Source organism: Pseudomonas fluorescens Q2-87 (assembly GCF_000281895.1).
GTDB lineage: Bacteria > Pseudomonadota > Gammaproteobacteria > Pseudomonadales > Pseudomonadaceae > Aquipseudomonas > Aquipseudomonas fluorescens_S.
Genome location: NZ_CM001558.1, coordinates 2,096,161 through 2,115,827, shown reverse-complemented (window position 1 = coordinate 2,115,827; position 19,667 = coordinate 2,096,161). Strand labels below are relative to the sequence as shown.

The window sequence follows — 19,667 nt, the reverse complement described above, 5'->3', positions numbered from 1 at the left end:
CGCCAGTCCGGTCCAGCGGGAGCAAGCTCCCTCACCACAACAGCCTGATCCACATTGCCGCGCCAATCCCCGCCTATACTTTTCTGCCAATCCCCCCGGGGCCTGCACTTCCAACAATAAAAAGCAGAGGTGGAACATGGTCTGGCAACAAGTCTACGATCCCTTCGGTAATGCGGTGCTGTCGACGTTTCTGGCGGCGGTCCCGGTGGTGGTGATGCTGGCGTCTCTGGCGTTCTTTCATATCAAGGCACACCTGGCGGCGTTGCTGGCCCTGGCCTCGGCCTTGCTGATCGCGATTTTCGCCTTCGGCATGCCCGCCGGCATGGCCGGGTCGGCGGCGCTGTATGGCGCAGCCAACGGCTTGCTGCCCATTGGCTGGATTGTCCTCAACATCATTTTCCTGCACCGGCTGACGACCGAGAACGGTTCGTTCAAAGTGCTGCAGGATTCCCTGGCGCGCATCACCGACGACCGGCGCCTGCAATTGCTATTGATCGCCTTCTGTTTCGGTGCGTTCTTCGAGGGCGCGGCGGGTTTCGGCACGCCGGTGGCGGTGACCGGGGCGATCCTGATCGGGCTGGGTTTCTCGCCGCTGGCGGCCTCGGGCCTGGCCTTGATCGCCAACACCGCGCCCGTGGCGTTCGGCGCCCTCGGTACGCCGATCATCACCCTCGCCAAGGTCACCGGGCTGGATGAAATGGAGCTGTCGATGATGGTCGGCCGGCAGTTGCCATTTTTCTCGGTGATCGTGCCGTTCTGGTTGATCTGGGCCTTTGCCGGTTGGCGCAAGATGCTGGAGATCTGGCCCGCGATCCTGGTGGCCGGCGTCAGCTTTGCCATCCCGCAATTCCTCGTCTCCAACTACCACGGCCCGATGCTGGTGGATGTGATCGCCGCGCTGATTTCCATGGCCTGTCTCACCGGCTTTCTCAAGGTCTGGAAACCAGCCACGGTGCACACCTCCGCCGCGCTGTCGGGGCGCCACGATGACTCGAAGATCGACGCCAGCGAGGCGCAGGAACCGGTGGCCAGCGGCGCCTTCGCCGGCGATGCTAAACCTGCGGTGCTGCGGGCCTGGATGCCGTGGATCATCCTCACCGTGTTCGTGTTCGCCTGGGGCACCCAAGGCTTCAAGAACCTGTTCGACACCCGTCCGGCGCTAGACCCACAAACCCAATCGGCCAAGCTTGATCCCCAAGGCAAGCCGATGCGCGAGGCGAATCCGATCTTCTCACCCCTGCTGACCTTCACCACCCTGCACCAGCAGATCGAAAAGGTCCCGCCGGTGGTGCCTCAGCCTAAAACCGAAGAGGCGATTTACAAGTTCAATTGGTTCACCGCGACCGGCAGCGGCATCTTCCTGGCGGCCGTTCTCGGCGGCTTGCTGATGGGTTATTCGATCCCGCAACTGCTGCGCCAGTACCTGCGAACACTCTGGGTGGTGCGCTACTCGCTGATCACCATCGTGGCGATGCTGGCGTTGGGGTTTCTCACGCGTTATTCGGGACTGGACGCCACCATGGGCCTGGCCTTTGCCGCGACGGGCATTTTCTACCCGATGTTCGGCACTCTTCTGGGCTGGCTCGGCGTGGCGCTGACCGGATCGGACACGGCGTCGAACGTGCTATTCGGTGGCTTGCAACGGGTCACGGCGGAACAGTTGGGAATCAGTCCGGTGCTGATGGCGGCGGCGAACAGTTCCGGCGGGGTCATGGGCAAGATGGTCGATGCCCAGTCGATCGTGGTCGCTTCAACCGCGACACGCTGGTACGGCCACGAAGGGGAAATCCTGCGCTACGTGTTTTTCCACTCGGTGGTGCTGGCGATTCTGGTGGGCGGGCTGGTGACGTTGCAGGCGTATGTGGCGCCGTTCAGTCATATGGTGGTGGGAGGACGTTAGCCAGGATTGGCTGTGGTGGCGAGGGAGCTTGCTCCCGCTCGATTGCGCGGCAATCGCATAAAAAGGGCTGCTACGCAGCCCAGCGGGAGCAAGCTCCCTCGCCACAGGTAAGCTTACTTACCTGTACGGCACTGCTTACTGAACGTTCTTCAGCTTGATCACATCACCGGACACCGAGGTGGTGTAACCGCTCAGGACCCAGGCCCAGAACCAGTTTTCCTGGACTTGGGTGTTGATCATGGCGTCACCGCCCTTGGCCTGGATCGCTGCGGTCTGGGCGCGCACGAAACGGCTGTTCTGACGGATCGGGATCAAGCCGAACAGCATCAGGCCGGTGGCCGACGCTTCGCTGTGGCCGACAACGGTGTATTGGCTGCTGTCGTATTGCTGGGTTTTCATCGGGGCGCCGGTGCAACCCGCCAGGGCCAGGCCCAACAGTGTGGCGGCAACGACTTTACTGAAGTGATTCATTTGAGGCTCCATGGATAAACGCCCGGGATCCATCTCTCGGGCGGCGCGTACTCTAACCGATCAGCAACAAAAAGACACAACGTCATCTCGCCCATTCAAGGGCCCTAGAGGCTCATCGCAGAGCCATCCGTCAGTTGGGCCTCCAGCGAAACAGACTCCCGTCGATAGCATGAAAACCACGCCACGGAAGGCAATTTCCTTGTCTTGACGGCCGCCAGATAACGGCCGGTCCCGTTGGAGGTTTCATCATGATTGACGTCACTGTCTGGAGCGTTACCCTGCCGGTGCAAACGCCCGCGCAGGTCGTGGCGACCAAAGCCATGCCGAGTTTGAATAACAAGTATTTCGACAATAACGGCCAAAGGATCGTCTTTTGGGCGCCCGTCACCGGCTCCCATACCGGTAACAGCGACTACCCGCGTTCCGAACTGCGGGAAACCAGCAAAGACGGAAAACATCGCAATTGGCGCTACAACAGCGGCACCAACACGCTCAAGGGCGAATTGTCGGTGAACCAGGTGCCTTCGGAAGGCCGTGTGGTCGTGGCGCAGATCCACGCCAAGGATGCACCGACGCCCTTGTTGAAGCTGGTGTACCGCTACGAAAAGGGCATCGGTAATATCGACGTGGAATACCGGGTCAAACCCAAGGACAAGAAAAGCCCGGTGATCTATACCGTGCCCAAGGTGCCGTTGAATAAATCCTTCTCGTACACATTGCAAATGGACAAGCAAGGCCAGCTCTCGGTGCTGATCGGCAACAGTGGCAAACAGGTGATGCTGGACAAGTCCTGGCAGGGCTACGACTTCTATTTCAAGGCCGGCGTCTACACTTTGGATAACAAGGGCTACTCCAATGAAGGCGGGAAAGTCACCTACACCAAACTGAGCGCCAGTCACAAATGACTGACGCCCAGCCCTGCTTCAAGCCTTTGACGGCACGACGAGCGCCTGCTGGCCACGGAAGGTAAAAAGGAAACAGACCAACACCACTAACGCGAAACCGGCCGGGAACAGCCAGATGCTCTGCCAGTCATGCCCACCTGCCGCGACAAAGTGATCGGTCACCTGCCCCGCCACCCAGAAGCCGATCAGCATCCCCAAGCCATAAGTCGCCAGCGTAATCAGCCCCTGGGCCGAGCTGCGCAAATGCTTCGGCGCCTGGGCGTCGGTGTAGATCTGCCCGGAAACAAAAAAGAAGTCGTAGCAGATGCCATGCAGGGCAATGCCGGTGAACAGCATGAACGCCAGGTCGCCGTTATTGCCGTAGGCAAATAACACGTAGCGCAACGCCCACGCCAACATGCCCACCAACAGCGCCCGCTTGATACCGAAGCGCTGGATGAACAGCGGCAACAGCAGCATGAACAGCACTTCGGAGACTTGTCCGATGGCCATCTTCGCTGTCGGGTTGGTCATGCCGGTTTCAGCCAGGAACGGATTGGCATTCTGGTAATAGAACGCCAAGGGAATGCAGATCAGGATCGAGGCGATAAAGAACACCAGGTAGCTGCGGTCCTTCAACAGCCCCAAGGCATCCAGCCCCAGCAATTGCTTGATACCTCCAGCGTTCGCCTGGTCCTTGAGCGGGGCCGTGCCTGGCAGCGTGATGCTGTAGAGACCCAAGACCAGCGAGGCGATGGCCGCCATGAGGAAGGTATTGCGCAAACCGCCGGTGGAGATCGCCTCGCGTGAGTCCCAGGCAAACACAAAGCTGATGACCACGCCGGCGACGATCCAGCCAACGGTGCCCCACACCCGGATGCGGGAGAACTCCAGCGCCGGGTCGCGCATCTGCCGGAATGCCACCGAATTGACCAGGGCCAGCGTTGGCATGTAGACCACCATGTACGCCAGCACATACGGGTAGAACACGCCGAAATCAGGCGCCGAGTACAGCTGGAACAGCAACACCGCGCCCAGCAAGTGCAGGACCGCGAGGATGCGCTCGGCGTTGAAGTAGCGGTCGGCGATCAAGCCGATCACGAATGGCGCGATGATCGCCCCCCACGACTGGGTGGCAAACGCCATCCCGACCTGCCCGCCGCTGGCTCCCAGGGTGCTGGAAAGAAAAGTACCGAGGGTGACGAACCAGCCACCCCAGATGAAGAATTGCAGGAACATCATCACGCTCAAGCGCGCATACATTGGGCTCATGGCCGTCACCGTTTTTATTTGTTGTTCTTGTTAAAACCAAATGCTGCTTATGTGTCGGGCCGGTTATCTCGACAGACCCAACAACCGGCGATTGGAGTCTTCATCCGCCGTCACCCCGGCAAAATCGTCGAACGCCTTGCGGGTCTTGTTGATCATGTGCCGCTGGATGAACGCGGCGCCTTGCGCGGCGCCTTGCTGCGAATCCTTCAGGCAGCATTCCCATTCCAAGACCGCCCAACCGCTGAAGTCGTATTGCGTCAGCTTGCTGAAAATCGATTTGAAATCGATCTGGCCATCGCCCAGGGAGCGGAACCGGCCAGGGCGATCGACCCAGCCCTGGTATCCGCCGTACACCCCGGAACGGGCATCCGGGCGGAACTCGGCGTCCTTGACGTGAAACATGCGGATGCGCTCGTGGTAGCGGTCGATGAAGCCCAGGTAATCCATCTGTTGCAGCAGCAAATGGCTGGGATCGTAGAGAATCGCCGCCCGCGGATGATGGTCGACGGCTTCCAGGAAACGTTCGAACGAGGCGCCGTCGTGCAGGTCTTCGCCGGGGTGGATTTCGTAGCACAGGTCCACGCCAGCCGCATCGAAGGCATTCAGAATCGGCAACCAGCGACGGGCCAGTTCGGCAAATCCTTGCTCAACGAGACCGTTGGGGCGTTGCGGCCAAGGGTACATGTACGGCCACAGCAGCGCACCGGAAAACGTCGCGTGCGCCTTGAGGCCCAAGCGTTGGCTGGCGCGGGCGGCGAGTTTCAATTGCTCGATCGCCCACTCGGTCCGCGCCTCGGGCTGGCCACGCACATGCGACGGGGCAAAGTCGTCGAACAGCGCGTCGAACGCCGGGTGCACCGCTACCAACTGGCCTTGCAGGTGCGTCGACAGCTCACTGATCTCAACGCCGAATTGCGCGCAAGTAGCCTTGAGTTCGTCGCAATAATCCTGGCTCTCGGCGGCCCGGGCCAGGTCGATGTACTGCGTGCCCGACGTTGGCAATTGCACCGCTTTGTAGCCTTGCGAGGCGGCCCACTGGGCGATGTTGGCCAGGGTGTCGAACGGCGCTTCGGCGGACATGAACTGCGCCAGGAAAATACCCGGGCCGCGCAGGCCCGTCGGGGTTTGAGGGCTGGACATTACAAGGCTCTCCGGATTCATGCGGTGCAGACCAGTTCGGTCCATTTGGCGTTGCCGCGGTGGTTGGCGATGGCGGCTTCGATGAACGCCATGCCCCGCAGGCCGACGTCGATACCGGGTACCCCCGGGACTTCGTGGCCGTGGACATCGCCGCGAATGGCGCGGGCGAAATCGCCGTAGAGATTGGCCATCGCCTCCAAATACCCTTCAGGATGCCCCGCCGGCAGGCGCATGCGCTGGGTCGCGGCCTCGCACAGCCACGGCTGGCCGACTCCGGATCGCAGGATGCGCATGGGCTGGTCGAGGGCGCGGTGGATCAAGCTCGCCGGTTCTTCCTGGCGCCATTCCAGCGCGCCCTTGTCGCCATAGACGCGGATTTTCAGCGGGTTCTCTTCGCCGGCGCAGACCTGGCTGGCGATCAACACGCCACTGGCCCCGTCGCTCATTTGGAACAGTACCGACACATCATCATCCAGCTGTCGCCCCGGAAGATGGGTGCCCAACGCGGCGCAGATCCGCTCGATGGGTTGGCCGGCAACAAATTCGGCCAGGGAAAACGCATGGGTGCCAATGTCACCGATGCAGCCGCCCAGCCCCGACTGGTGCGGGTCGTCGCGCCAGCCAGCCTGTTTGTTGCCTTGGCCAGCGACGTCCTGGCTCAGCCAGCCTTGCGGGTATTCCACCAGCACTTTGCGCACCGCACCGATCACGCCCGAGCGCACCATGGCCCGGGCCTGCCAGACCATGGCGTAACCGAGGTACGTGTGGGCCAAGCCATAGAGCCGGTCGCTGCTGTGAACCACTTCCTTCAAGGCGAGCAGTTCACGCAGGCTCATCGCCGCAGGTTTTTCGCTGAATACATGGAAACCGGCCTTCAACGCCTGGCTGGCTATCGGGGCGTGCAGATGATTGGGCGTGACGATGACCAGCAGCTCCATGCGCTGGTCCGCCGGCAACGCCGCTTCGGTGTCCAGCAGGTGCTGCCAGTCGCTGTAGCAGCGGGACGCGGGCAGGCCCAGGGTCGCGGCGGTTCGCTGATTGTTCTGGACGTCGCGGCTGAACGCGCCGCACACCAGCTCGAAACCGCCGTCCAGCCCGGCCGCCTGGCGGTGGGCCTGGCCGATGAAAGCGCCCTCGCCACCGCCGACGAAGCCCATTCTTATTTTCGGTGCTACAGGATTCATCGCGTTTCTCTTCTCGTCAGGATGACGATGTAACCGGTTACATCATGGCGGAAATCTAGGCTCAGTTTTCCGGCGTGTCAAACCCAAAGGGTTCACGCCTGGACATTTGTAACGCGCCCAACCTGCGGTAAGCTCCCCAGCCGTACCCCTGTTTGCTGAGGTGATTTTGTCCAACATTCGTGAAGTGGCCCGGCTCGCGGGGGTTTCGGTGGCCACGGTGTCCAGAACGCTGAAGTCGCCCGAACGGGTGCTTCCCGAGACGCGGGACAAGGTCAATGCGGCGGTGGAACAGGCCGGTTATCGACCCAACCTGATGGCGGTGCAGTTTCGCTCCCGCCGGACCGGCAACCTGGTGATTCTGGTGCCGGCCATCGCCAACACGTTTTTCGCCCGGGTCATCAGTGGCGCGCAGCAGGCCGCGCAGGCGGCGGGTTATCGATTGCTGCTATGCGACACCCAGGGCCGGGAGCAGATCGAGCGCGAGTTCGCTGCCCTGGTCTACGCCCATCAGGCCGACGGAGTGATCCAGCTGCGCGCCAGCGATCCTTTCCAATCGCTCCCCCCGGGTGTCGATTCCCTGCCGCTGGTCAATGCTTGTGAAGTGGTCAAAGACGCGCCCTTCCCGACCATCAGCCTCGACAACCAAGCCGCCGCCCAAGCCATGACCGAGCACCTGATCGGCCTTGGTCACCGGCGCATCGGTATCATCAAGGGGCCCCGCAGCAGCCCGCTGACCCTGGACCGTGTCGCCGGTTATCAGCAAGCCCTGGAGCAGGCCGGCATTGCGCTCGACCCGGGTTTGATCTGCCATGGCGATTTCACGTTGAAGGCCGGGTACGAGGGCGCCGGCGCCATGCTGGAACTGGCCGACCGCCCCAGCGCGCTGTTCTGTGAAAACGATGAAATGGCCATCGGTGCGCTCAAGCGCATCAAGCAGATGGGCCTGCGGGTGCCCGAGGATATTTCCCTGGTAGGTTTTGATGACATCCCCTTCGCCGCGTATTGCGACCCGCCCCTGACCACCATTTCGCAACCTGCCGAAGCGTTTGGCCAAATAGCGGTGCAGATGCTGATTGCGCTGATCGAGAAGAAGCCGATTGCCGAGCGGCATGTGTTGCTGCCGTTTGAGTTGACGGTGCGGGGCAGTACGGCGCTGCCGGGCCGTTAACAGTAACCGCACCTGTGGCAAGGGAAATGGCTCCCTTGCCACAGCGATACCTGCACTCAGGCGAACGTCGCCCCGCGGGTATTGACGAACAGCGAATACAGCGAGTGGCTGCTGGCCATGAACAGCCGGTTGCCTTCCCTGCCGCCGAAACAGATGTTCGGGCAACGCTCCGGCAGGGAAATGTGCCCGATGGCCTTGCCTTCCGGATTGAACACCCGCACGCCGTCGAGTTTTTCCAGGTCGGCCTTGGGGTCGCCGTTGCCGCCCCAGCCGCACCAGAGATTGCCGCTTTCATCGCACTTGATGCCGTCGAGGGCGGCGTAGTCCAGGCCTTCGATGTGCTTGCGCCGTTCGCCCAGGGTGCCGTCGTCCTTGACTGTGATCGCCCAGACCAGGCGGTTGGGCTTGGCGCGACCTTCAACCACGTAGAGGATTTTCTCGTCCGGGGAGAAACACAGCCCGTTCGGCCCCGCCAGGTCGTCGATTACCCGGGTGACTTTGCCGGTTTCACCATCGATGCGGTACACCGCGTGGGGTTGGGTAGGCGCGATCTTGTGCCCTTCATAGTTGTTGCCGGTCTGGAACGGTGGGTCGGTGAACCAGACCGAACCGTCCCGCTTGCAGACGATGTCGTTGGGTGAGTTAAACGGCTTGCCCTCGAAACTGTCCGCCAGCACGGTCAGGGTGCCGTTGTGTTCGGTGCGGGTGATGCGCCGGCCTTCGCTCGTAGTGGTAGAGCCTTCACACACCAGCAATCGCCCCTGGCGATCGCGGCACATGCCGTTGGAGAAGTTGGAATTCTCACGGTAGACCGACAGGCTGCCCGTCACTTCATCCCAGCGCACGATGCGGTTGTTGGGAATATCACTGACCAACAAGTATCGACCGTCGCCTATCCACACCGGCCCTTCCGCCCAGCGCAGGCCGGTGGCGAGCTTCTCCACGCTGGCGTTGAAAATGCGCAAGTCCATGAAGCTGGGGTCGAGGATATTGACCAGCGGGTCCGGGTAACGCTGGCTCAGAGGCTCGGCTTGAGCGAGCCCTGGCAAGTTGCCCAAGGTGGCGGCAGCGGCCGAGACCACCAGCGATTTTTTCAGGAATACCCGGCGGCCCTGATCGGCGGCGGTTGCAGTTTGCGAAGCATCCATCGTGCGTCTCCGTTAATTATTATTGGACGGGACGACAGTTTTACTACGTGATAAGACATCGTACAAGTATGAACCCCAGCCCACCGAAACCATCGATCAGTCAGAGTGCAGCGGGATACGAACGGTGAACGTGGTGCCCGTTCGCGCCTTGGAGTGAACCTCGATGGTGCCTTGGTGAGCCGAGACGATCGCCGAGGCGATGTGCAAGCCAAGCCCTAACCCGGCCGCAGGACCGTATTGCATCTCACCGCTGCGCAGATGTCGGATCATCGGGTTGAAGATGCTCGCAATCGCATCTTTCTCGATAGGCTGGCCCTGGTTGTTGATCGCAATGACCGCCATATCTTCTTCGGTGCTCAACGAAACCGTGACCGGCGTGCCCTCGGTGCCATGCTGGACGGCATTGCCGATCAGGTTAGCGAACACCTGCTCCATGCGCGCCGGGTCAAAGCGTCCTTCCAGCGGACCGGTGGTTTCAAAGAGGATCGTGTTTTCCGGGTGATAGGCCCGCGCCTCCTCCACCATCCCTTCGCAAGCCGCCACCAGGTCGCCCTTGAAACGCTGCACCGGAATGCCCGCTCCCAATTGGGTCCGGGTGAAATCCAGCAAGTCGCCGACGATTTTATTGGCGCGCTTGACGCTGGTGTAGATGCGCGATGTGATCTTGGTGGCTTTGGCGGGCAGGTCTCCGGCCCGCAGCAGCACCTCGGAACTCAACAGGATCGCCCCCAATGGGCTTCGCAGGTCATGTCCGAGGATGCCAAGAAAGATGTTGCGCGACGCATCGACCGCCCCCGAGTAGCTGACGACAGACTCCGCCAAAGCTTGGTCCACGGCCTCGTTGAACCGAATCACGTCGCTCATGACCTGATCGTGATCCAGTCGTGTGTGGGGCATCCAGAGCATAAGCACACTGGTACGCAGCGCCCGATACTCCGAGACCATTTGCTCCACCGTAAAACCCGAAGACTGACGAATGATCGCATGGGTTTCGGCAGCGGTTTCGGCTTCAACCGGCGGGGCCTCGCCGTGGGACTTGGCGATCTGTTCCCTGCGCGTTTGCGGCGTGCGCAGGTCAGTGGCGATGGTGTGCAGCATCTGCATGGCATGGTCGCGCAGGGCTGCCGAATCCATGCCATGGGAAGCGGGGGTAATGGTTTTGGCGAAGTCTTCCCACGCCTGCAGAATCGGCTCGATATTGTCGAGGATGAAGTCGGCCAGGCGCATGGATAGCTCCGCAAAAGGGGAAATGATGTAAACAACACAACGGTTCGATTGTTGTACAGCAAAGCGTGGGGTTGCGTGCGATGTCTTGCGAAGGCGTCGCCGTGCCGACAAAGCCGTCATGTGGATCTTGGCCTTGTCTCTAGCCACTCCATAGGGTAAAAACCATGTTGTACGACAACCTATAACCAAAAAATAATTCGACCCTTCGAGACGCTGCCATGACTCGCTCTACCGCTGCACCTGCCTCCCCCACTCCTTTACCACGCCACCTCGCAGTACTCGTCCTGCTGTGCATGGGCTGCGCCTTCGCCGGCAACCATGTCGCCGCGCGGGCGGCGTTCGACGACGGTGCCGGTGTATTGCTGGCCATCCTGCTGCGCTCGGGCGGGACGCTGCTGGTGCTGGCGGCGATGGTGCTGTGGCAACGCCAAAGCCTGCGCTTGCCGCCCGGCGCCTGGCGCTGGCAATTGACCCTGGGGCTGTTGATCGGTGCGCAGAGCCTCTGCCTGTATTCAGCCGTGGCGCGGGTGCCAGTGGCGTTAGCGCTGTTGGTGGGCAATGTCTTTCCGATTCTGCTCGCGCTGCTGACATGGGCCTTGGGCGGGCCACGGCCGACCGCGCGCACCGCCGCGTTGATGGGCATGATCCTGGTGGGGCTGGTGTTCGTGCTGGAGGTGCCAGCCCGGCTATCGTCCGAGCAAAGTGTCGGCCCGCAATGGTTGCTTGGGGTCGGCCTGGCCTTCTGTGCCGCGTGCGTCTTCGCCTGCGCGCTGTGGATCACCGACCACAAGCTGTCCCAGGTGCGCGGCTCGGTGCGCAGCCTGTTGACCATTTTCATTGTCTTCAGCAGCGTCAACCTCGCCGGCCTGACCGGTGCCCTGCCCGGCGGTTTCGACCTTCCCGCCACCAGCACCGGCTGGTTCGCCCTGGCGACGTTGGTGGTGCTCTATGGCACCGGGTTTATCGTGCTGTTCATTTCCGTGCCCCGCCTGGACATGCCGCGCAATGCCCCGGTAATGAACATCGAACCGCTGGCGACCCTGTTGATCGGCTGGCTGGTGCTGGACCAGATGCTCAATCCCGGCCAGGTACTGGGTGGCGCGATTGTGGTGGCGGGCATTGTGTTGCTGACGTATCGCAAGGTTGAGCGGGTCAAGGCGCCGGTGGCTGGCGCTGCACGTTAGATCAGGCTGAACACTGTTGTGGCGAGGGGATTTATCCCCGATGGCTGCGAAGCAGCCCTGAAACCAGCCGCCCCCGTACATCAGACTGATGACGGTTTAGCCTTTTGGGGGCTGCTTCGCAGCCCATCGGGGATAAATCCCCTCGCCACAATAGCTCCCGTTGCCACAATAACTCCCTTGCCACAATGGCTGTCGTTGCCGCATGACTCTCTCTCCACTAGAGGCTTGGCAGGCCCAAAGATAAGTCTCCACCCGCCCGAAACTTGTTCTCAAACCCACAGTCCTACCCCAGCCGTGAAAGCCTTGCGAACTGCAGCGAGGCATTTTCCGATGGATCGGCGTCAAGCCTGACGCTACCGCAATTCCCCTCTTGAGCCGTTCACTCCATGCGCCACCCCGTTCGCTCTTGCCGTTTCGTTTCGCTGTGCCTGCTCTCCCTGTTGCCATTATTCACCAGCCCTGCCCATGCCCGCGGCGAGCGGCAATTGGTGGACGCCATCAACGACTACCGCAGCCAACCGCACCGTTGCGAATGGCGTACGGTGCGCGCCGCACCGCCGTTGGGGTTACGGTCGAGCCTGGCCTTGCCGATCGGCTTCGACGGTGGCCTGCGGGAAACGCTTAAAGACGTGGGCTATCAAGCCCGTGCCGTGCGCAGTATTCGCCTGACCGACGCACGGGACGCCGAAGAAGCCTTCGAGATGCTGGCGGACGAGCATTGCGCGGCGCTGCTGGACAACCAGTACGCCGACATCGGCGTCAATCGGGTCGGTGACGAGTGGCGCGTGGTGCTGGCGCAGCCCATGGCCGGTGGCTCGATGAGCAGCGGTGCTTCGTCGGACAAGACGTTGCTGGCCCAGGTCAACGCCGTCAGGGCACAACCTCGCCTGTGCGGGCGCCAACGCTTCGCCGCCGCCCGACCGCTGAGCTGGAACGCAGCCTTGGGGACAGCCGCCCAAGGGCACAGTCGCGCGATGGCGCGAGGCAACTATTTCGCCCACCGCGACCCGGACGGTCGCTCGGTCGCCGACCGCGCCAAGAGCGCCGGTTTCCGTGGACGCAAATTCGGCGAGAACATCGCCGCCGGCCAAGGCTCGCCAAGCCAGGCGATGCACGATTGGCTGGCCAGCCCCGGCCATTGCGCCAACCTGATGAACCCGATGTTCACCCAAATGGGCGCCGCTTCCGCCAGCGACTCAAGCCGTGGGGCCGGGATCTACTGGACGATGGTGTTTGGCGCGCCTTGAAAAGCCGACCGCGATGATGAGCCATATGATGATGTGGCGAGGGAGCTTGCTCCCGCTGGGTTGCGAAGCGACCCCAAGCTTTTGCGACCGCTACGCGGTCGAGCGGGAGCAAGCTCCCTCGCCACGGTTTTATCGTGCCGATGAGTTGGCTAAAAGCGCACCTCCGCCGCCGCCAGCACATCGATTCGCGACACCGCACTGCTCAAACGTCCCAGCCTGTCGTTGTGGTTGGCAATGATCTGCTGCGCCGCCATGCTGCCGTTGTCCACGGTGGAATGGGCATCGGCAACCAAAACCACTTCATACCCCAAGGCATGGGCCTGGCGCACCGTGGCGTTGACGCAATAATCGGTTTGCAACCCGCAGATCACCAGACGGTCAATCCCACGGGCCTGCAACAGCGACAACAGATCGGTCTGGTAGAACGCATCCGGCGTGGTCTTGCGCACGCGCAAGTCATCCGGCACGGTCAGCAGGCTGTCCGCCAATTGCCAACCGGCCGAACCATGGGCCAGCGAGCCTTCCAACTCTTCGTGCTGGACCAGGATCACAGTCAAACCGACAGCCCGGGCCTTGGCGCCCAGATCGTTGATGGTCTGGATAATGCGCTGGCTGTCGAAGCATTCTTCCTCGCCGCTGCACAGCGCATGCTGGACATCGATGATCAACAAAGCGGTGTTCATGACGCTCCCTCTTCAACGGTGTTGGACCCGGCCACCTTCAATAACCCAGCGACAAACCGGTACTGCGGCGTGGATCGTTGGCCCCATAGAAACGGTTCTTGCCCACGGGCTTGCCACCCAACGATGGGGCACCTACCAAAATCGCGGCAATGTGGTTGGGGTCCTGCGGGCCGGCAAACTTGTGGCCCCAGCTCTCTAATAGTTTCTGGGTGTCCGGGCTGGCCGCGAAGGTTTCCAGGTTGGTTTCCTCGGGCATCCATTGCTGGTGGAAACGCGGCGCATCGACGGCTTCCTGGAGGTTCATGCCGTAGTCGATCACGTTGAGGATGGTCAGCAAGGTCGCGGTGATGATCCGACTGCCGCCCGGCGTACCCACCACCATCACCGTCTTGCCATCCTTGGTGACGATGGTCGGGCTCATCGACGACAGCGGCGCCTTGCCCGGGGCGATGGCGTTGGCTTCGCCCTGCACCAGGCCGTACATGTTGGGCACGCCGACCTTGGCGGTGAAGTCATCCATTTCATCGTTGAGGATGACCCCGGTCTTGCTCGCCATCACGCCGGCACCGAACCAGTCGTTGAGGGTGTAGGTGACCGAAACGGCGTTACCCCATTTATCGACGATTGAATAATGGGTGGTGTTGCTGCCCTCGTGGGGCGCCACGCCAGGTTTGATCTTCTGCGAATCACCGGCCTTTTGCGGCTCGATGGCAGCGCGCAGTTGGGCGGCGTAGTGCTTGTCCAGCAGGTGATCGATGGGGTTCTTCACGAAATCCGGGTCACCCAGGTAGCTGTTGCGGTCCACATAGGCGTGGCGCATGGCTTCGATCTGGTAGTGCATGCCCTGGGCCGAATGGAAACCCAGGTCCTTCATCGGATAGCCGTCAAGGATGTTCATGATCTGGCACAGCACCACGCCGCCGGAGCTGGGCGGCGGCGCCGAGATGATGTGATAGCCGCGGTAGTCGCATTCCACCGGCGCGAGTTCACGGGTCTTGTATTTGTCCAGGTCAGCCTGGGTGATGATGCCTTTGTTGGCCTGGCTGGAGGTCACCAGGGCGTCGGCCACCCAGCCCTTGTAGAAACCGTCGGCGCCCTTGGCGGAGATTTCCCGCAGGGTCTTGGCGAGGTCTTTTTGCACCAGCTTCTGGCCGACCTGCATGGGCTCGCCGTTGTGCAGGAAAATCGCGCCGGAGTCGCGCATGTCCTTTTTGAAGACGTCGGTGGCGGTTTCCAGCAGATCGACGTCACCCTGCTCCAGGGCGAAGCCTTCTTCGGCGAACTTGATGGCCGGGGCGATCAGTTCGGCGCGGGGCTTGCTGCCGTACTTCTGCAACGCCAATTCCATGCCGGACACCGTGCCGGGCACGCCCACGGCCAGGTGTCCGCGAGTGCTCAGGTCGGGAACGACATTACCGTCCTTGTCCAGGTACATGTTGGCCGTGGCGGCCAGGGGCGCTTTTTCACGGAAATCGAGAAAGGTCTTGCGACCGTCAGCCAGTTGCAGGGTCATGAACCCGCCGCCACCCAGGTTGCCTGCCGCCGGATAGACCACCGCCAGGGCATACCCCACCGCCACGGCCGCATCCACGGCATTGCCGCCATTCTTGAGGACATCGACACCCACATGGGTCGCCAAATGCTGGGCCGTGACCACCATGCCGTTCTCGGCGGCAACCGGCGCCTGGGAGGCGGCTTGGGCGTAAAGGCAACTGAACGTCAGGGAGGTGGCGACGAGGGTCCGGGTGAACAATTCGAACTTCATGAGTCGGTCTCTTCTTGTTTTAAAGGTCGGGATCGCTTCAAAAGCACTAGGCAGTATGGCTCGGTTTGCGCAATGTGCCTGTTCGCGGTCGGCCCGGTTTCGTCAGGGTCGCCTTTGCGATAGGCTCGTGCGGTTGATTTTTCCCCCCATAAGGACAGCACCGATGACGCTGCGAATCGAACGCACGGACGCCCCCACCCCGCAAGACCGCGAGGCCATCCTGGTCCCGCTGCGCGCCTACAACACCAGCAAGACCGGCGCAACAGTGCCGGAAACGGTCGCTTGGCTGGTGCGCGACGAGCACAGCAACGAAGTGGTCGGTGGGCTTTACGGGCGAGTGTTTTTCCGTTGGTTCTATATCGAGTTGTTGGTAGTGCCGGAGCAGGCCCGTGGCCAAGGCACGGGATCGGCATTGATGCGGATGGCCGAAGAATTGGCCAGGGAGAAAAACTGCGTGGGCATCTGGCTGGACACCTTCGATTTCCAGGCGCCAGCGTTCTACAAGAAGCACGGCTTCACGGAGATCGGCCAGATCGACGACTACCCGCCTGGCCACCAGCACTTCTTTCTCCAGAAGCGCCTGGATACCCCCGATTGAAATCAGACCCTGTGGGAGCGGGCTTGCTCGCGAAAGCGGCTTATCATTCAACATCACTGTCGACTGACCCAACGCCTTCGCGAGCAAGCCCGCTCCCACAGGGGATGTGCGGTGAACGCAAACTTAGCGCCCCCCTGAAAAACTGTGGGAGCGAGCCTGCTCGCGCTCGCCGGCACCTCGGTCTATCGACTCAGAGGCACGTCGCCAACGCCGCCAACCGGCGCTTGGCCACGAAGTCGTCATGCTTGGCGTAGTAATTCAACGCCGTGCCGGTAGCGCTGGCTTCGAGGTCGACGAACGATTCGGCTGAACGCGTGTACACCGTCGAGCCCCCCTTCTTGCCCGGTTGCAGGTAGGCACCGGCATCGACGCCGAATACGGCTTCGTCCTGCCAGGAAAACTGCACGCATTGGGCCACGACCTGCTCGGGCTTGTCCGACGTCAGGGTCTTGTAAGGGGCTTGAGTCCGGGCCTCGTTCATCGCCGAACCCGCGCAGCCGGCCAGCAACGTTGCAGCCAGGGCCACCGTCAACATTCGCATTGCGTTCACTCATTGAGAAAAAAACGGACTGTAGCACTGCGGCCCAAGCCTTCGTGCTGCTTTACTGAAATTTACCCGCGACAGCGCGCAACGATTCGCGCAATCTGTCGCGCCACTTCCAACTGCCATCGCGGACCGCCCCATGACGCCCAACGCCGAGTTCTACAAACCCACCCCCGAATACGCTGACAAACTGATCAGCCAGATCGGCCAGACACCGTCCTGGATCGCCAAGCGAATCGGTGTGACCGACAAACGTATCCGCTACATCCTCGACGGCGAACGCACCGTCAAGGGCGAGACCACGCCGATCCAGATGACCTACACCGAGCAATTCGCCCTCGAATGCCTGGCGGCAGCAGCCAAGGCCAGCAAGAAGCAGTCTTCGTCACTCAAGGAGTAACCATGGCAGCAACCGAACAGCAACACGAGCGGGCCCTGGAGAAATTTCTCGATGAGCGCCCCGAACTGCGCCTCGAACTGGACAACCTCAACCCACTGCTGGCCCAGGCCAAGGGCGAGACCGCTGCGCAGTACCGCGCCGAACGGTTGCATGAAGCATTCGAAGCCGAAGCCGAGCGCCTCGGCCTGTTCGCCTGGGAACTGACCCTGCAACTGACCGCCGCCTCACCCGAGGACTACCAGGCCCAGCGCCTGGAAGTGCATAAGGAAGTGGCGGAGATGGCGGGGATGGAGTGGGCGGAATATTGCGAGTTGCATGGGCTGAAGGCCTAGCACTGCCCCCCTGTGGTCAGGGCCCTGCCCTGCCCTGCCCTTGCCAATCGCCCCACTGCCCATAAAGCTTTATCATGGCCGCAGTTTTGCTGATCGGGTCTGCCATGAAGTTCGCCATTGCGCTGTTTTCCGCCGCCCATGCGCCCTCCTCGCGCCGGGCCTTGCTGTTTGCCCAGGCCGCACTGGCGGGTGGGCATGACATCGTGCGGCTGTTTTTCTATCAGGACGGCGTCTATAACGCTTGCGACAGCGTCGTCACGCCCCAGGACGAACAGGACCTGCCCAAACAGTGGCGCACGTTCGTCAGCGACAACCAGCTCGACGGCGTGGTCTGCATCGCAGCGGCGTTGCGCCGTGGTGTGTTGAACGACGAGGAAGCCCAGCGCTACCAGCGTTCGGCAATCAGCGTCCAAGCGCCTTGGGCCTTGTCCGGCCTCGGCCAGTTGCACGACGCGATCCAGGACGCCGACCGCTTGATCTGTTTTGGAGGCGCGTGATGGCCCAATCTTTATTGTTGATCAGCCGCCAGGCTCCATGGTCCGGCCCCGGTGCCCGGGAAGCGCTGGACATCGTTCTGGCCGGCGGTGCCTTCGACTTGCCTATTGGCCTGCTGTTTCTCGATGACGGCGTGTTCCAATTGACCAGCGGCCAGAACGCCAAGGCCGTCCAGCAAAAGGACCTGAGCGCGAACTTGCAGGCGTTGTCGATGTTTGGCGTCGACGACCTGTTTGTCTGCGCCGACAGCGCCGAAGCGCGCGGCGTTGCTACCGATGCGCTGGCGCTGAGCGACATGAAAGTACTGACCGCGGCGGACATCGCCACGCTCATCGACCGTTATGACCAGGTGATCACTCTCTGATGTCGACTTTGCATGTGTTGTCTCACTCACCTTTCGGCGATAACCGCTTGGCCAGTTGCCTGCGGGTAATGGCCGCGCAGGACGCGCTGTTGCTCTGTGGCGATGCGACGTATGCCTTGCAACCGGGTAGCGCACCGTTTGCAACGCTGCAGGCTGCCGGCCTGAACCTGTTCGTACTGGCCGAGGACCTCCAGGCCCGCGCCCTGGACACGCCCGACTGGGCCGAAGCCATCAACTATTCAGGTTTCGTCGAGCTGTCGATCGAACACGACAAGGTCAACACCTGGCTATGAACACGCTGAACCTGGGCGAGCGCACCATCGCGCTGGACAAGGACGGCTACCTGGCCGACCTGGACGACTGGTCGACTGAAGTCGCCACGGCCCTGGCCGCCGCCGAAGACATCGAATTGAGCCCCGAGCATTGGGAAATCCTTGAATTGTTGCGCGGCTTCTATCGCGAATTCCAGCTTTCCCCGGCGACCCGGCCGCTGATCAAGTACACCGCGCTGAAACTGGGCGCGGACAAGGGCAACAGCCTGCATCTGAACCGATTGTTCAAAGGCACTCCCGCCAAACTCGCCGCCAAGCTGGCGGGCCTGCCCAAACCGACGAATTGCTTATGACCGACTTCCCAGCACTGACCCTTGAAACCCCCACCGAACACCCCTTCGCCCAGTTCGTGCGTGCCCTTGGCAAAGGCAAGCGCGGCGCCCGCAACCTGACCCGCGAAGAAGCCCGTGAGGCCATGGGCATGGTGCTCGATGAAAAGGTTGAAGACACCCAGCTCGGCGCCTTCTTGATGCTGCTGCGGCATAAGGAAGAGAGCGCCGAGGAAATGGCCGGCTTCACCGAAGCCCTGCGCGAGCGCCTGGTGGTACCGGCGCTGGCGGTGGACCTCGACTGGCCGACCTACGCCGGCAAGAAACGTCATTTGCCGTGGTACCTTCTGGCGGCCAAGTGCCTTGGGCAGAACGGCGTACGGATCTTCATGCACGGCGGTGGCGCCCACACGGCGGGCCGGCTCTACACCGAACAACTGTTGGCGTTCTTGCAAATCCCGTTGTGCCGCGACTGGCAACAGGTCGGCAGCGCGCTGGACCATGGCGGCCTGGCCTTCATGCCGCTGGTGGATTGGGCGCCGCAGATGCAGCGCATGATCGACCTGCGCAACACCCTGGGCCTGCGTTCGCCGATCCATTCCCTGGCGCGGATCCTCAATCCGTTGGCCGCTCGCTGCGGCTTGCAGAGCATTTTTCATCCGGGCTACCAGGCAGTACACCGCGACGCCAGCGGCTTGTTGGGCGACACCGCTATCGTGATCAAGGGCGACGGCGGCGAGATCGAGATCAACCCGGACGCCGACAGCCATTTGTACGGCACCACGGGTGGCGCAAGCTGGGATGAAGAATGGCCGCGATTGGCCGAGCAGCGCCACGTCAAACCGGAAAGCCTCGACCCTGAACACCTCAAGGCCATCTGGCGCGGTGACGTGGAAGACAGCTACCCGCAACTGGCGCTGATCGCCACCATGGCCCTGGCCTTGCGTGGCCTGGACCTAAGCCGCGACGAAGCCTTCGATAAGGCCCGGCAATATTGGGCCGCCCGGGACCGTTCGATATAACCGATCATTAGCGCCTAACCTTTGCGCTTTTTGTTCGA

General features: G+C 61.9%; 22 protein-coding genes. 13 read left to right on the top strand and 9 right to left on the bottom strand.

All coding sequences use genetic code 11. The annotated features are described in order from the left end of the window. The first annotated feature begins 136 nt into the window (after positions 1-136). The gene (locus PFLQ2_RS18075; protein WP_003180167.1) at positions 137-1,900 is read left to right on the top strand and encodes an L-lactate permease; all 1,764 of its coding nucleotides are present in this window, start codon (positions 137-139) and stop codon (positions 1,898-1,900) included. A 135-nt stretch (positions 1,901-2,035) separates the two neighbouring features. Here the strand turns inward: PFLQ2_RS18075 and PFLQ2_RS18080 are convergent, their stop codons facing one another. Continuing rightward, on the bottom strand, positions 2,036-2,371 hold the full coding sequence (locus PFLQ2_RS18080; protein WP_003180164.1) for a hypothetical protein: 336 nt from the start codon (positions 2,369-2,371) through the stop codon (positions 2,036-2,038). 248 nt (positions 2,372-2,619) lie between these two features. Between PFLQ2_RS18080 and PFLQ2_RS18085 the strand changes: the two genes are divergently transcribed. Beyond that, positions 2,620-3,276 (top strand): polysaccharide lyase family 7 protein, encoded by a 657-nt coding sequence (locus PFLQ2_RS18085; protein ID WP_003180162.1) that lies wholly within the window; start codon positions 2,620-2,622, stop codon positions 3,274-3,276. An 18-nt stretch (positions 3,277-3,294) separates the two neighbouring features. On the opposite strand, the gene PFLQ2_RS18090 is transcribed toward PFLQ2_RS18085, so the two are convergent. The 3 genes from PFLQ2_RS18090 to PFLQ2_RS18100 form a co-directional block, all read right to left on the bottom strand. Beyond that, positions 3,295-4,527 (bottom strand): nucleoside permease, encoded by a 1,233-nt coding sequence (locus tag PFLQ2_RS18090; RefSeq protein ID WP_033045968.1) that lies wholly within the window; start codon positions 4,525-4,527, stop codon positions 3,295-3,297. Between the two features lie 63 nt (positions 4,528-4,590). Beyond that, a complete protein-coding gene (locus PFLQ2_RS18095; protein ID WP_003180158.1) occupies positions 4,591-5,667 on the bottom strand; it encodes a sugar phosphate isomerase/epimerase family protein in 1,077 nt (358 codons plus the stop codon). 17 nt (positions 5,668-5,684) lie between these two features. Continuing rightward, entirely contained in the window at positions 5,685-6,851 is a 1,167-nt protein-coding gene (locus PFLQ2_RS18100) for a Gfo/Idh/MocA family protein (protein ID WP_003180156.1), read from the bottom strand. 166 nt (positions 6,852-7,017) lie between these two features. On the opposite strand from PFLQ2_RS18100, the gene PFLQ2_RS18105 reads away from it, so the two are divergent. Then, the gene (locus tag PFLQ2_RS18105) at positions 7,018-8,019 is read left to right on the top strand and encodes a LacI family DNA-binding transcriptional regulator (protein WP_003180154.1); all 1,002 of its coding nucleotides are present in this window, start codon (positions 7,018-7,020) and stop codon (positions 8,017-8,019) included. Between the two features lie 56 nt (positions 8,020-8,075). Here the strand turns inward: PFLQ2_RS18105 and PFLQ2_RS18110 are convergent, their stop codons facing one another. Beyond that, entirely contained in the window at positions 8,076-9,167 is a 1,092-nt protein-coding gene (locus PFLQ2_RS18110) for an SMP-30/gluconolactonase/LRE family protein (RefSeq protein WP_003180152.1), read from the bottom strand. A 96-nt stretch (positions 9,168-9,263) separates the two neighbouring features. Then, positions 9,264-10,394, bottom strand: a complete 1,131-nt coding sequence (locus PFLQ2_RS18115; RefSeq protein ID WP_003180150.1) for a sensor histidine kinase — start codon at positions 10,392-10,394, stop codon at positions 9,264-9,266. A gap of 218 nt (positions 10,395-10,612) precedes the next feature. Between PFLQ2_RS18115 and PFLQ2_RS18120 the strand changes: the two genes are divergently transcribed. Further along, positions 10,613-11,578, top strand: a complete 966-nt coding sequence (locus PFLQ2_RS18120) for an EamA family transporter (RefSeq protein ID WP_033045967.1) — start codon at positions 10,613-10,615, stop codon at positions 11,576-11,578. 386 nt (positions 11,579-11,964) lie between these two features. Continuing rightward, positions 11,965-12,825 (top strand): CAP domain-containing protein, encoded by an 861-nt coding sequence (locus tag PFLQ2_RS18125; protein WP_003180146.1) that lies wholly within the window; start codon positions 11,965-11,967, stop codon positions 12,823-12,825. A 149-nt stretch (positions 12,826-12,974) separates the two neighbouring features. Here the strand turns inward: PFLQ2_RS18125 and PFLQ2_RS18130 are convergent, their stop codons facing one another. Next, positions 12,975-13,508: a cysteine hydrolase family protein gene (locus PFLQ2_RS18130; RefSeq protein ID WP_003180144.1), complete on the bottom strand. Its 534-nt coding sequence runs from the start codon at positions 13,506-13,508 to the stop codon at positions 12,975-12,977. A 37-nt stretch (positions 13,509-13,545) separates the two neighbouring features. Continuing rightward, a complete protein-coding gene (gene ggt, locus PFLQ2_RS18135; RefSeq protein WP_003180142.1) occupies positions 13,546-15,273 on the bottom strand; it encodes a gamma-glutamyltransferase in 1,728 nt (575 codons plus the stop codon). 163 nt (positions 15,274-15,436) lie between these two features. On the opposite strand from ggt, the gene PFLQ2_RS18140 reads away from it, so the two are divergent. Next, a complete protein-coding gene (locus tag PFLQ2_RS18140; protein ID WP_003180140.1) occupies positions 15,437-15,871 on the top strand; it encodes a GNAT family N-acetyltransferase in 435 nt (144 codons plus the stop codon). 190 nt (positions 15,872-16,061) lie between these two features. Here PFLQ2_RS18140 and PFLQ2_RS18145 read toward each other — a convergent pair whose 3' ends face one another. Next, entirely contained in the window at positions 16,062-16,412 is a 351-nt protein-coding gene (locus PFLQ2_RS18145) for a hypothetical protein (RefSeq protein ID WP_003180138.1), read from the bottom strand. A 142-nt stretch (positions 16,413-16,554) separates the two neighbouring features. Here PFLQ2_RS18145 and PFLQ2_RS18150 point away from each other — a divergent pair, with 142 nt between their 5' ends. From PFLQ2_RS18150 to PFLQ2_RS18180, 7 genes are all read left to right on the top strand, one after another. Beyond that, on the top strand, positions 16,555-16,815 hold the full coding sequence (locus PFLQ2_RS18150; RefSeq protein WP_003180137.1) for a hypothetical protein: 261 nt from the start codon (positions 16,555-16,557) through the stop codon (positions 16,813-16,815). Between the two features lie 2 nt (positions 16,816-16,817). After that, complete coding sequence (locus PFLQ2_RS18155) at positions 16,818-17,147, top strand: DUF6388 family protein (RefSeq protein WP_003180135.1); 330 nt, start codon at positions 16,818-16,820, stop codon at positions 17,145-17,147. A gap of 104 nt (positions 17,148-17,251) precedes the next feature. Further along, positions 17,252-17,644, top strand: coding sequence for a sulfurtransferase complex subunit TusD (gene tusD, locus PFLQ2_RS18160; RefSeq protein ID WP_003180133.1), 393 nt, complete (start codon positions 17,252-17,254; stop codon positions 17,642-17,644). Then, a complete protein-coding gene (tusC, locus tag PFLQ2_RS18165) occupies positions 17,644-18,006 on the top strand; it encodes a sulfurtransferase complex subunit TusC (RefSeq protein WP_003180130.1) in 363 nt (120 codons plus the stop codon). Before tusD ends, tusC begins: the two co-directional genes overlap by 1 nt. Beyond that, on the top strand, positions 18,006-18,299 hold the full coding sequence (gene tusB / locus PFLQ2_RS18170; RefSeq protein ID WP_003180128.1) for a sulfurtransferase complex subunit TusB: 294 nt from the start codon (positions 18,006-18,008) through the stop codon (positions 18,297-18,299). Before tusC ends, tusB begins: the two co-directional genes overlap by 1 nt. Continuing rightward, on the top strand, positions 18,296-18,631 hold the full coding sequence (locus tag PFLQ2_RS18175) for a TusE/DsrC/DsvC family sulfur relay protein (RefSeq protein WP_003180126.1): 336 nt from the start codon (positions 18,296-18,298) through the stop codon (positions 18,629-18,631). Before tusB ends, PFLQ2_RS18175 begins: the two co-directional genes overlap by 4 nt. Next, positions 18,628-19,629 carry a glycosyl transferase family protein gene (locus tag PFLQ2_RS18180; protein WP_003180124.1) on the top strand — a complete coding sequence of 334 codons (1,002 nt, stop codon included), beginning with the start codon at positions 18,628-18,630 and terminating at the stop codon, positions 19,627-19,629. The genes PFLQ2_RS18175 and PFLQ2_RS18180 overlap by 4 nt, the downstream gene beginning before the upstream one ends. Positions 19,630-19,667 lie beyond the last annotated feature (38 nt).